We start from the raw sequence: 12,882 nt of genomic DNA, 5'->3' as shown, positions 1-12,882 counted from the left end.
CAGTATCTTTCTCGCCTAAGATAAAAATAGGTACGACATGGGAATTCGAAATAGGTTTTGGTACCTCATCCTTCTGATGAGTGCTACGCTTTCCGCGCAAGAACTCAGCGAAACCTACGTCGAGGAATGGAAAAAATTCTACCCCTCCAAGGCTCTAAAATCAGGGATACGCGAAGCGGTATTCCAGTATGAAAACCGCTCGAAAGCAACCGTCCTTCAATGGATAGCATTCAATGAAAATACCCTACATACACTCTTGAACGATGCGATTCCCATAGATGCCATCGATGCACGGTTATTGCGGGTTCAGGCCCAATCGGAATTGGATATCTGGAAATCCCTGTCGAGGCACGAAAATTCACTACGCCACTACTCCCGTTTGATTTCAAATGCATTGCCTTCGGTATTCAAGTCCGATTTTCTATTGGCACCGGAGCAATCCGATATATTGTGTCAACGCTTAGATAAGATTAAGGAATTATGTCATTCCGCACAATCGAATCTGAAAGCGGTTTCAAAAAAGGAAATGGAAAACGGTATGCGCGAATTATCCGAAGCCGTGGAATACATACAAACAAGGCTTTCCGACGACCTCAAGTCAAACGGGGTTTCGAGAACATGTTCCAATTTCGATACGAACTACGACCAGGCCCTCATAAGTATTGCATCACTTCAACATTTTGTACGTACGACTCTGGCGCCGGAAGCAAAAGACATCGAAGCCGTTTTGGGCCTGCAAGAATACAATCGACAGTTGCAATTATATACCGACAGTAACCTAACGGCTAAAAAGCTGGCCGAGATGGCCCTATCGGAAATCGAAACCGTAAAGGACATTATGGTCGGGGTTTCAAAGAACTATCTAAAGGCAACCTATCCAGACGAGGCACTTCCATCGGAGGCTTTGGAAATCATCAAAAAAGCTTTGGCGGATATGGAAAAGGATGCTCCAAAAAACAGCACGGACTATCTTCAGTTCTGGCAAGAATTAGCCGATGCCGCAATCGCCTTTATCAAAGAAAAGGATATCGCCACCTTACCAAAAAATCAGACTTTACGAATTCAGACCGCACCTGAAAGTGCAGGTGCTGCAGCACGTATCGGTTGGGTGGCCAGTGCCCCGCCCTTCGATCCCAATCCTATGACCACCTTAAACCTGCCTTCCATTCCCACTACGCTTCCACAACAGGAACAAATCGATTTTTGGGCCTCTTTCAATAAACCCTTCAATCGCATGATCGTCATTCACGAGCTTTTTCCGGGGCATTATATGCAGTTAAAAATCAGCCGGGAAACCCCTCATCCCCTGAGAATGCTATTTCCCTACGGGATTTATATCGAGGGATGGGCCACGTTTACAGAAAAAGTGCTTCTTGATGCTGGTTGGGAAGAAGGACAGCATTTGACGCTCCTAGCGCATCTCCGGAAACGATTGGAAAATGCGAATCGATCTTATACTTCGGTACAGGTACATTGCAATGGATGGAACAAAGAACAAGTGATGAGCTTCTCGACCAAGACCGCTTTGGTCGCTCCTCAATTTGCGAAGAGTCTTTGGGGGCGAATTATGAACTCCCCGTTGCAACTAACTTCCTACTATCTTGGAGGAGCTCAGTTCACTGAACTTTTAAAATCGGAAGAGCAACGCTTAGGGGATCGCTTCAATTTGAAACTTTTTATGGATACCATTATGAAGGCGGGGCCTATTCCTATTGAGGAGTTCTACCCCATCTTTGAAGAAAGCATACCGAATTAATTTATGGAACGAATAGCACTACAACCAGAATACTCCATTTCAAGGGTGGTCAAAGGAGGTTGGCATTTGGCAGGCGGACATGGAAACATCTCAGAAGAACAGGCATTGGATGATATGTACCATTTTGTAAAGGCCGGTATTACTACTTTTGACTGTGCGGACATTTATACCGGAGTGGAAGAACTTATCGGAAAGTTCAGGAAAACCCATGCCGATGCCTTTCGAGCCGGAGATTTGCCCCCGATACAGGTGCATACCAAGTACGTACCCGATTATAACGCCTTAGCAACGTTGAGCAAGGAAGAAACCACACGAATCATCGACCGTTCCCTAAGGCGACTTGGTGTCGAACGTCTTGACTTGGTTCAATTCGCTTGGTGGGACTACCAATTTCCCAGATATCTCGAAACCGCCGTTCATTTGACCGAATTGCGCAAAGCAGGAAAAATCAGGTTTCTGGGGATCACCAATTTTGATACAACACGTATCAAGGAAATGCTCGATGCCGGTGTGCAAATCGCCTCGAATCAGGTGCAGTATTCCGTATTGGACCAGCGTGTGGAAAGGCAGATGACCGACCTGGCCCAAGAACATTCCATTCCATATCTCTGTTATGGCACCGTAGCTGGAGGGTTTCTCAGTGACCGTTATCTGAATGTTCCGGATCCTAAACCACCATTTGAAAATCGATCATTGACCAAGTACCGCTTGATAATCGAAGAATTCGGTAGTTATGAGTTATTTCAACAATTGTTGCATGTACTGCGGAAAATAGCGGATAAATATGAGGTGGCCATTGCGGAAGTGGCGTGTCACTATGTTTTACAAAAACCGATGGTCGCCGGAGTCATCGTTGGAGCTCGAAATCGTAGGCATCTGGAAAGTTTACAACGGCTGGATACCTTTACCTTAGACGCGGACGACCTCGGGCAAATCGCTGAAATCGTTGCCCAAAGTCAGGGGCCAAACGGTCCTTTTTACGAGCTTGAGCGTGATAAAACCGGTAAGCACGGCGCCATTATGAAATACAATCTCAACGAAGATTAAGTTTGAAACTAGAGCAACAACAGGAAAAACTTCCGGAAATCAAGTTTTATGGCGGCGCATTTGGCGCCTTGCTTCCATTTTTCATTTTTGTCACCGGAGTTATCATCATTGCACTTTCGGGGGCTCCTGATGAAAAGGGCTTTTGGCCCGTATTGATTTTGGCGTTGGCCCTTGGTTTGGTTTTATGCAAAAATCGCGCAGCCTTTTCCGAAGTAGTCATATCGGGAATGTCACAGAAAATCGTAATGATCATGATTACGGCCTGGATTTTGGCCTCCATCATCGGAATTCTGATGACGCTAACGGGGTTTGTAGAGGCATTGATTTGGCTCTCCGATCAACTTCATCTCAGTGGCCCTGGGTTTGTTATAGCGACCTTTCTGATTTGTTGCATTGTATCATTATCAACTGGTTCTAGTTTTGCGACTATCTTGATATGCAGCCCGTTGCTCTACCCAACCGGCGGAGTTCTTGGGGCTCCCTTGCCGGTGTTGGCCGGTGCCATTATCGGGGGGGCGACCTTTGGTGATTTCATTGCCCCCATATCCGATACCACCATTGCCAGTGCTCTGAGTCAAGATGCGCAAATCGGTACGGTTATTAAAAGCAGGTTGAAATACCTCCTTCCCGCCGCTCTTCTGGCCATCATTGGTTATCTGGCTGTTTCCTTTGCAAAGGGTTCTGCGGAACCCGTCAGTACAACGGCTGTTCTTGGTGACCCCAAAGGGCTGCCCATGCTTTTGATTCCCGCTTATATTATCTATCTATTTCTAAGGGGGAAACATCTGCTGCACGGACTACTATTCGGGTTACTGTTCGGTACGTTATTAGGCCTTGTTACCGGATTGCTTCCGGTATCGGAAATCATTTCCTTGGATTTGGAAAACTTTACCGCCAGAAGCTTTATTATCGACGGAATCAATCGCGCCATAGGCCTGAGTATCTTCACTATTTTGCTGATGGGCCTGGTCGCCACCCTAAAAGCTAGTGGACTGATGAAACTAGTAGTGGATTTTGCGGCGACCCGCACGCAGACCGAAAAACATGCCGAAGGATGGATAGCTGGGGTGATGAGTATTGCCGTTCTATTGACGACCCATAGTATTGTAGCGATATTAATGGTCACCGATTTTACAAAAAAAACAGGGGAACGTTTAGGCGTCTCAAAAGTAAGGAGGGCCAACCTGCTCAGCTTGATTGCCTGTATCTTCCCTTTTGTGTTGCCCTATTTCATTCCCGTCATCTTGATGGCAAACATGACCATGACAGGTCAGGAATACGGTATTGCGCAAGTCAGCCCACTTGAAGTCGGCCTGTATAACTTTATGTCTTGGGGTCTGTTGCTCGTAGCACTAGGTACGCTTGTATTCAGCCTAGGAAAAACCAAAATGATAACTAAAGAAAATGGAAAAGAAAAAGGAACTCCGCGACGATCAATTTGAGCTGTATGACTTGACCGTGGTGGTCGAAAAGATAGATGGCAATTGTACCTGTGTTATGAAGGTAGGTGATGCCTTCCATTTGAAAGGAGGAAAACTATCGATGGCCAATAACATCGATTTTTGTCTATACGCCTTACAGTCCACCATTCCCTTGTTACCCACCAAACAGCGTAAAAACCATCCCGCTGACTGGATGGAAACCGATGCACGAGTCGTCTGCCCCGACCCGGAATGTAAATTGGTTATGCGAATTGACCGCGGTGGCTTACGTGTTTTAGATCATGACGACGTGAGTCCCGTGAAATGGGACGGAAGCGAAAAATAGAATGTCGAGATACTTTACAAACTCCAACGATTGCCGACTTCCGAAAGTGGTTTACACCCCTCGTAAACGCCCGGTACGGGGTCATAGTTCAAGACATTTTCCCCGATTTCCTCTGAAGTGAAGTAGGCCCAAATTGCCATGGATTTCAGAGAGCGATAGAATCCTATAGTTTCTTGTCGCCCCACAGCTTGCCCCCATACTCCGCGACTTAATTTTCCTGAGGTTTTTTCCGCTGCGCTGAGCACCTCCCTTTTCTTGGTAGCATCCAAATGGATGAAAACCGCTCCGAAATCAGCTTCACAGGTTGTATTGAAAGCCGCTAATTCAGCTCGCATATGCGCTTGCCCGTCTTTCCCATACGTTTGGGCAATGACCTTATCGATGAACATATCGACTTTAACATCCAGCGCGCCCGGTGTATCCGTCCGCGGTAAGATCATATCGACTATTGTGCTCACGGTCTTCGCTTCCGATTCCGAAAAAAATTCGGGTTGCCACGTCAACCTAGGTTCTTGTTTACAGGCCTGCAACAGTGAAAATAAAGAGGGCATGGCCATTGCAGCCCCCGCCAATACTCCCGTTCTTCTTAAAGCACTTCTTCTATCCATTAGCTACAGGTTTAATTTTTTTAATTCGGATACCGCATGATTGGCAGCCCTTGCGGTAATGGCCATATAGGTCAATGACGGATTTACGCATGACGATGACGTCATACAAGCACCGTCGGTTACAAAAACATTTTTGGCCGCATGTACTTGGTTAAAACCATTCAACACCGAAGTTTTTGGGTCTCGGCCCATGCGTGCGGTCCCCATTTCATGCACCCCAAAGCCCGGCGGATGTTCATTATCAAAACCCAAAACATCCTTGAGTCCTGCTTTTTCAAGCATCTCCACCGCATCTTCCTGTATCTGTTTGTTCGCTGCTTTTTCGTTTCCTTTGAACTCTGCATCTATTGACAATGTCGGCTGCCCCCATTTGTCTAAAACCTGATCATTGAGGCCTACTTGGTTCTCGTGATATGGTAGGCATTCTGCAAATCCAGTGATAAAGAATTCCCACGGTCCGGGTTTTAAAATGGTGTCCTTGAAATCTGCTCCGAAATCTTCGATATTCGCCGCATTTCCACCGCGATATCCACCACCCTGATAGCCGAATCCTCTTAAAAACTTATCGTTCTTGGTTTCTTCATTGATGTTCCAGTACCGCGGAATATAAATCCCGTTGGGTCTTCTTCCTTTATAATAGGTATCGTCAAACCCCTCAACTTTGCCCATAGCGCCAACGCGGTAAGTATGATCCATTAGATTATGGCCCAACTCGCCACTATCATTACCCAAACCGTTTTCAAATCGTTTTGATTTCGAATTCAAAAGAATCTGTGTAGTACTCAAGGTCGAGGCATTACAAAAAATAACCTTTGCCGAATACACAATATCCTCATTTGATTCAGCATCGATAATCCGCACGCCGGTCGCCTTTCCTTTAGCATCATCATATATGACGGACTGTACTATGGAATAGGGTCGAATGGTCAAATTTCCTGTAGCATTTGCGGCAGGTAGGGTCACTGCGTTGCTGCTGAAATACGCCCCAAACGGACAACCACGACTACAGCGATTCCGGTTTTGGCACTGTCCACGACCGTTATGAGGTACGGTCAAATGTGCGCAACGACCGATAATCATATTTCGGCCCTTAAAATCTTTCTCTATTCGGCTTTTTACATGTTTCTCCACACAATTCATTTCCATAGGAGGAAGAAAATGACTGTCCGGTAATTGGGGCAATCCTAGTGGTGCACCACTTATACCCGCGAACTTTTCCACATAAGTGTACCACGGTTCGATGTCGTTATAGCGAATGGGCCAATCGACCCCATGACCATCTTTGGCATTGGCTTCGAAATCAAGGTCGGACCAGCGGTAGGTTTGCTTTCCCCATAGCAAAGAACGCCCGCCCATTTGATGTCCACGCAACCATAAAAAGGGCTTCACTTCGGTATATGGATTCGCCTCGTCATCGGCCCAAAAATGTTCTGTTTCCGTGCCGACCCAACCTGAGCGAATATTTTTATAATGTTTCTTTTTTTGTTCCGGAGTGAGTCCTCCCCGTAACTCCATATCCCATGGATCTAGGTTCATGGTGGGATAATCGACTACATGTTCTACTATTGGTCCACGTTCGAGAACTAGGGTTTTAAGCCCTTTCTCGCAAAGTTCTTTCGCCGCCCAACCCCCACTGATTCCGGAACCGATGACGATGGCGTCATATGTCATTTCCTTTTTAGCGTCGATATTGTAATTGGCCATATGATATCATTAGGAGTTCTCAAGATAGGCATTAAAAGTCTGGAGCGCAATGCCCCTTTTTTATTAATGGATTTTTGGCGTTATCTTTAATCTTTGCGCAACCAACACGAACATGAAAAATAAAATTACAAGGAGAAAAGCCATTTCTACAAGTGTCAAGGCTTCGATGCTTGCCCTTGGTGGGTATGCTTTCACAGCCCAGGCACAAAGGCCAAAGACCACAAATGACGAAAACAGGGATAAATTGCCCATGAGGGTCAGTTTGAATACCTCTACCCTGATGCATTATAAACTCGCCGCGGATGTTCAAATCGATATGGTAGGGCAAGCAGGGTTTAACGGTATCGAATTATGGATGCGCGATATCAAGGCCTATTTGAAAAATGGCGGGACGGCCGAAGCACTTAAGCAAAAATTGGAAAGCTATCAACTTACACTTGAAAACATCATCGGGTTTTCCAAATGGTGCAGTGATGACGCTGATGAGCGTAAAATAGCACTTGAACAACTTCGTGAAGAAATGAACATAACTGCCTCATTGGGCGGTCAATACATAGCAACTCCCGTGCAAGGTATCACTGCCCTGGATCCAAACAAGTACGATGTATATACCGCTCGCTACAATACCATTCTAGCGCTAGGGGATGAAACCGGAGTGACGCCCTTAATCGAATTATGGGGAATGGGTGCCTTACATAAGGTAGCGGACTGTGCGCATATCGTTATCGCGACGGGCCATCCGAAAGCCACCATGCTTCTAGATTTCTATCATATTTACCGTGGAGGTAACGACTGGGACACTATCGATATACTAAACGGCAAAAGATTGCCCGTCATTCACATGAACGATTATCCAGCAAGTCCGGCCTATGACCAACTGAAAGATTCCGATCGGGTATTACCTGGTGAAGGTGTCTGCCCCTTTGATACCGTCATACCGAAGCTCTATCACGCCGGGTTTCGCGGTGGACTATCCGTAGAACTTTTCAATAAAGGGTATTGGGATACTATGGACGCCGAGACCTTACTAAAACACAGTTATGAAAAAACGTATGCCATGGTCAAAAAATCACTTTCGAATATCCTTTAATTGGTAAAATCCCATTCTATGAAAAAACCAATGTTCCTAATACTCCTACTCTGCCTGGTCATCAATTGTAAATCGAAAAATGAAGGCGAGGCCACGGAAAAGAAGTTACCGCGCATTGCGATTGCCGGTATCGGTATCGAGTCAAGCACCTTCTCCCCGGCCCAAACCCATGAAGAAGCTTTTCATGCACGAATCGGGGATTCCATTTTCGGCAGATACCCCTTTTTTGAGGAAGGGACCGCTATTCGTAATCGTGCCGATTGGGTACCTACCCTTCTTGGTAAATCCCTCCCTGGAGGAATCGTTACTCGTGAAGCCTATGAATCAATGGTCGCAAAGACCCTGAAAATGTTGAAGGAAAACGGACCTTATGACGGGTTGTTCTTTGATATTCATGGAGCGATGAGCGTCGTAGGATTGGAAGATGCAGAGGGCGATCTTATTCAACGGATTCGCGACGTAATCGGTACCGATGCCTTGATTTCCACATCTATGGATTTACATGGAAACGTTTCCAAAAGGTTGGCCGAACATTCCGATCTGATTACCTGCTATCGGATGGCGCCCCATGAAGATGCCCTTGAATCAAAGGCACGGGCCATCACAAATATGCTTGACCGTTTGGAGAATGGAAAAGGAAAACCAAATTTCAAAGCATGGGTACCCGTACCGATTCTGTTACCTGGGGAAAAAACAAGTACACGTATAGCGCCTGGTAAGGGCCTATATGCGCAGATTCCATCTGTAGAAAACCAAGAAGGAGTTATCGATGCTGCCATCTGGATAGGATACGCCTGGGCCGATGAGCCTCGCAATCATGCCGTGGTCATGGTAACCGGAGACGACAAAGAACAGGTCATTGCTGGGGCCGAAAAATTGGCCAACGCCTTTTGGAAAGTGCGGCATGATTTTGAATTCGTAGCGCCGGTGGCCACTTTGGAAGAAAGCCTACAAATGGCCTTAGCCCATAAGGAATCTCCTTTTATCATCAGCGATATGGGCGATAACCCAACAGCGGGTGGGGCTGGCGATGTCAGTTGGACGCTACAACAACTGTTGGCCCGACCCGAGTTTAAATCGGAAAATAGCCCCTCATTGATTTATGCTTCCATTCCCGGTCCGGAGTTGATTGAAGAAGCCCTAAAGTCGGGCATTGGAAAAAAAGTAAAGGGTATGGTAGGGGCACAGGTCGATAACCGATTTGCACCTCCCATAGCGCTTGAAGGTACCATTACCGCTATCAAAGAAGGTGATCGTGATGCGGAAGTTGAAGTGGTGGTTCAAGTAGGGAGCATCCATGTCATCGTCACCAAAAAAAGAAAGCCCTACCACCAAGAAAGTGATTTTACGGATTTGAATCTGAAACCAAGGGAAACGGATATCGTCGTCGTTAAAATCGGGTATCTGGTACCCGAACTCTATGATATGCGTAAGGGTTGGATTATGGCACTAACACCAGGAGGAGTAGATCAAGATCTCGAACGTCTGGGCTATAAGAACATCAAACGTCCCATGTTTCCTTTAGATATAGCTATGGAAGACCCCGATTTAAGCGCGCGCTTATTGAGGGCTTCCGATGCTGTTGACTAACCAATATCAAACTGTAATCGCTTGATTCAGATACCTTCTGAAAGGTAGCATTTCTTTGTAGGCCTTAATCACCTTCTTTTCAAAATCATGTCCTAGGACTTCCTTTGTTGAGAATTCAGTGGCTACGGCAAAGGTTTTGTGGCGCAGCAAATCAATATGCGGGTGGTCATTTGAAAAACCTTTGGGAGCATTGGTCAGTTTGACATCTTCATATAAGTCACCAAAGAGTGTCTTGAACGATTTTTTGTTTAAGATTTTCTGAAATTCCTCCCCATCATAATCGATAGCATCGCGAATGCTCCGTAGTCGTTTGGAATCAGGTCGCCATAATCCACCCGCGAACATCGAGCGTTCAATACCGATTTCCACATAGAAGTCACCTGTATTGGGACGCTTGTCAAGACCTGCGCCAAAATGATCTTTATAAATAGGTTTATTTGGATGGAACATGAGGTTGTTATTGATACGATTAATGCCCTTACGGCCCGGAGTATCATAATAGTCATCGTCAATAGCGGCCAATTCCGCATTCATTTCATCCAGCCATCCGATAAAATCATCACGAACTTCTTTATACCATTTGCGATGGGCATCCATCCATTCTTTAGTATTGTTCTGTTGAAGCTCCTTAAGGAAAGTGATTTGGTTCTGAAAATTCATTTGGTGTAATCTAAACACCAAAGATACTCAATAAAATACCTGAAAAATCGAGCGGAGTCGCTGTGCAAACCAAGCGGTTGCCTACGACCCCGATCGAACCTAAGTATTCCTCTTAAAATCCTTGATCCCCTCCGACAATATCGCCGAGGGTTCCGAGTATACTACCTTCTCCTTTATCCTTACCACCTCTAGGCAGGGCGGCAAGTACCCGACCTGCCAATCGACTAAAAGGCAAGGATTGAATATAGACCGTACCCGGCCCGCGAAGGGTTGCAAAAAAAAGTCCTTCACCACCAAATACCGTGTTTTTAATACCTCCAATGAATTCAATATCATAATCCACACTCTGATCGAACCCAACGATACAACCGGTGTCGACCTTTAGAACTTCGCCCGGCGCAAGTTCTTTTTTTGCCAGTGTACCACCGGCATGCACGAAGGCCATACCGTCACCTTCTAACTTTTGCATAATAAAACCTTCGCCACCAAAAAGGCCACGGCCTAGCTTCTTGGAGAATTCAATTCCTACGGATACGCCTTTTGCAGCACATAAAAAGGCATCTTTTTGGCAAATAAACTTGCCCCGCATGGTCGCTAAGTCAATGGGCACGATCTTTCCGGGATAGGGAGAAGCAAAACTGACTTTTCGTTTGTCACGACCGATGTTCAAGAAAGCGGTCATAAAAAGACTTTCACCTGTAAGCATTCGTTTCCCGGCTGAAAATATTTTGCCTAAGACCCCTTTGTCTTGATTGGAACCATCGCCAAAAATGGTATCCATTTTAATATCCGTGTCCATCATCATAAAGCTACCGGCCTCAGCAACCACAGCTTCTTGAGGGTCCAGTTCTATTTCGACATATTGCATTTCTTCGCCATAAATGTCGTAGTCTATTTCATGTGCGTTCATGTATTTAATTTTTTTGTTGACGCTAGTTAGTTGATGGGTACCCTAGTTTTGTTACAGGTTTTATGAAAAAATATGGAATCATAGCTTCAATCTGACCGTCCACTCAAAATTAAATGTCGATACTATGATGCCTTCTTCATTAACCCCAACGGACTTCATCCAAATGGTCTGCCCCTCCCCTGTGGCGATGGTCTTGTCTAAAGCATCTTTGATCAGGTTACCGTCTTCACAGGTAAAGGTTATCTTGCCAGTGGCCTTTTTGGAGAAATTGGCCGTATTGTTCGCGACCAACATCGATATTTTATGCCCACTATCTTCTATCTGATCGATCATCATAGCCCCAGTTGTCAGCTCCGCAGCCATGCCCTGCACCGCCCAAAACATCGATTTAAACGGGTTTTGATTGAACCATTTATGCCGAACTGTCACTACTGCCCGCTCTTTATCGATATATTTTAGTCGTACCCCGCACCACCAAGCCGATGGTAATTTAAAAAAGGAGAAAGTATTCAATTTGCCCGCTGTTACTGCCATTTCGCTCTATATTTTCACTAAAAGTATCTAAAATAATCCAATTTTTAATTGTTAATTAAATGTTAAATTTAAGTACTATGTGTTGCATAGTACCATCTTTTAAATATATATTTGCATAAGAAATTACTAAGCCATGACAGATACTTTATCAAAACATGAACGGAATTTAGCAGCTGCCATACACGCATCGACCTTCTCAAAGTTCTTTATTCCTTTTGGAAATTTTATCATTCCATTGGTCTTATGGACAGCAAATAAAAAACAATATGAATTTGTGGATTATAATGGGAAGCAAGCCTTGAACTTTCAAATCAGTCTGCTCCTCTACTCTATTTTATTGGGTATCATCAGCATTCCGTTCTTTGTGGGTTTCTTACCTAATATTTTCGATTTTGGGTTTGACAGCCTCAACACCTTTAACAATCTCAACATCAGTATCGACTCTGATGACTTTCGTTTCGGCTGGTGGTGGTTTCCTATCGGAATCGCAGGATTGGGCCAAGGGGTATTGTTTATCGTGAATTTAGTATATACCATTTTAGCAACCATTAGAACCAATGAAGGACAACTTTTTGAGTATCCATTAACCATAAAATTCATTAAATAACCAAAGGTATTCATCACACCTTGATCTGAAGTTTATTCATTAATCACTAAACTAAAATTTGTGCCAACCGCCAAAAAAGTAACATCAATCAATCAAAACCTGTCTATAGGCAGTTCAATCGGAATGTTTATTCATCATTCAAAAAACGAACAGTTAATCTATGCGGACCACCATTTCCAAAATCAAAACAGAAGGAAGCCAAACCACCAGTAGGCAGGTAGGACCCAAAAAGAAAAAAGAAATTATGAACGTAGAAAACACAAAAGCACAAATGCGCAAGGGGGTACTCGAGTATTGCATCCTTTCCATTTTAAATGGACATGACAAATACGCTTCCGAGATCTTATCCACCCTAAAAGATGCGAGGATGCTTGTTGTAGAAGGTACGATATACCCCCTATTGACAAGACTAAAAAATGCGGGATTGCTCAACTATCGTTGGGAAGAATCGACCTCTGGTCCCCCAAGAAAGTATTACACCTTAACGGAAACCGGTAAATTGTTTCTGAAGGAATTGGATACCACCTGGGATGAACTACGAAGTGCAACAAATCTAGTAACCAACAAAAAATAGACTCAAGCAAGCGTACTTGAGTAAAAAAACAGCAA

The 12,882-nt window shown here is 44.8% G+C and carries 13 protein-coding genes; 8 read left to right on the top strand and 5 right to left on the bottom strand.

Going from position 1 to position 12,882, the window contains the following annotated elements; genetic code table 11:
* The first annotated feature begins 37 nt into the window (after window positions 1-37).
* Genes ACKWCA_RS10090 through ACKWCA_RS10075 form a run of 4 tightly spaced genes read left to right on the top strand, consistent with a single transcriptional unit; the run spans window position 38 to window position 4,570 of the window.
* Window positions 38-1,756, top strand: coding sequence for a DUF885 family protein (locus ACKWCA_RS10090; RefSeq protein ID WP_413978070.1), 1,719 nt, complete (start codon window positions 38-40; stop codon window positions 1,754-1,756).
* Between the two features lie 3 nt (window positions 1,757-1,759).
* Window positions 1,760-2,803, top strand: coding sequence for an aldo/keto reductase (locus ACKWCA_RS10085; RefSeq protein ID WP_413978069.1), 1,044 nt, complete (start codon window positions 1,760-1,762; stop codon window positions 2,801-2,803).
* Window positions 2,804-2,805: 2 nt separating this feature from the next.
* Window positions 2,806-4,245 (top strand): Na+/H+ antiporter NhaC family protein, encoded by a 1,440-nt coding sequence (locus ACKWCA_RS10080; protein ID WP_413978068.1) that lies wholly within the window; start codon window positions 2,806-2,808, stop codon window positions 4,243-4,245.
* Window positions 4,208-4,570 carry a TIGR04076 family protein gene (locus ACKWCA_RS10075; RefSeq protein WP_413978067.1) on the top strand — a complete coding sequence of 121 codons (363 nt, stop codon included), beginning with the start codon at window positions 4,208-4,210 and terminating at the stop codon, window positions 4,568-4,570. Before ACKWCA_RS10080 ends, ACKWCA_RS10075 begins: the two co-directional genes overlap by 38 nt.
* A gap of 14 nt (window positions 4,571-4,584) precedes the next feature.
* Here ACKWCA_RS10075 and ACKWCA_RS10070 read toward each other — a convergent pair whose 3' ends face one another.
* Window positions 4,585-5,178, bottom strand: coding sequence for a gluconate 2-dehydrogenase subunit 3 family protein (locus ACKWCA_RS10070; RefSeq protein ID WP_413978066.1), 594 nt, complete (start codon window positions 5,176-5,178; stop codon window positions 4,585-4,587).
* 3 nt (window positions 5,179-5,181) lie between these two features.
* Entirely contained in the window at window positions 5,182-6,882 is a 1,701-nt protein-coding gene (locus ACKWCA_RS10065; protein ID WP_413978065.1) for a GMC oxidoreductase, read from the bottom strand.
* A gap of 112 nt (window positions 6,883-6,994) precedes the next feature.
* On the opposite strand from ACKWCA_RS10065, the gene ACKWCA_RS10060 reads away from it, so the two are divergent.
* Window positions 6,995-7,972 (top strand): sugar phosphate isomerase/epimerase family protein, encoded by a 978-nt coding sequence (locus ACKWCA_RS10060; RefSeq protein ID WP_413978064.1) that lies wholly within the window; start codon window positions 6,995-6,997, stop codon window positions 7,970-7,972.
* A gap of 18 nt (window positions 7,973-7,990) precedes the next feature.
* Window positions 7,991-9,562 (top strand): M81 family metallopeptidase, encoded by a 1,572-nt coding sequence (locus ACKWCA_RS10055; protein WP_413978063.1) that lies wholly within the window; start codon window positions 7,991-7,993, stop codon window positions 9,560-9,562.
* Between the two features lie 6 nt (window positions 9,563-9,568).
* On the opposite strand, the gene ACKWCA_RS10050 is transcribed toward ACKWCA_RS10055, so the two are convergent.
* The 3 genes from ACKWCA_RS10050 to ACKWCA_RS10040 all read right to left on the bottom strand — a co-directional run bounded on the left by ACKWCA_RS10050 (window position 9,569) and on the right by ACKWCA_RS10040 (window position 11,666).
* A complete protein-coding gene (locus tag ACKWCA_RS10050) occupies window positions 9,569-10,222 on the bottom strand; it encodes a DUF2461 domain-containing protein (protein WP_413978062.1) in 654 nt (217 codons plus the stop codon).
* A gap of 112 nt (window positions 10,223-10,334) precedes the next feature.
* Window positions 10,335-11,132, bottom strand: coding sequence for a TIGR00266 family protein (locus ACKWCA_RS10045; RefSeq protein ID WP_413978061.1), 798 nt, complete (start codon window positions 11,130-11,132; stop codon window positions 10,335-10,337).
* Between the two features lie 78 nt (window positions 11,133-11,210).
* Window positions 11,211-11,666, bottom strand: a complete 456-nt coding sequence (locus ACKWCA_RS10040) for a DUF4442 domain-containing protein (protein WP_413978060.1) — start codon at window positions 11,664-11,666, stop codon at window positions 11,211-11,213.
* A 133-nt stretch (window positions 11,667-11,799) separates the two neighbouring features.
* Here ACKWCA_RS10040 and ACKWCA_RS10035 point away from each other — a divergent pair, with 133 nt between their 5' ends.
* Both ACKWCA_RS10035 and ACKWCA_RS10030 read left to right on the top strand, forming a co-directional pair.
* A complete protein-coding gene (locus ACKWCA_RS10035) occupies window positions 11,800-12,273 on the top strand; it encodes a DUF4870 domain-containing protein (RefSeq protein WP_413978059.1) in 474 nt (157 codons plus the stop codon).
* A 244-nt stretch (window positions 12,274-12,517) separates the two neighbouring features.
* On the top strand, window positions 12,518-12,847 hold the full coding sequence (locus ACKWCA_RS10030) for a PadR family transcriptional regulator (RefSeq protein WP_413978898.1): 330 nt from the start codon (window positions 12,518-12,520) through the stop codon (window positions 12,845-12,847).
* The last annotated feature ends 35 nt before the right edge of the window (window positions 12,848-12,882 follow it).

It is taken from the genome of Maribacter corallii (assembly GCF_047345415.1).
GTDB lineage: Bacteria > Bacteroidota > Bacteroidia > Flavobacteriales > Flavobacteriaceae > Maribacter_C.
This window is presented reverse-complemented; position numbering and strand designations above follow the sequence as displayed.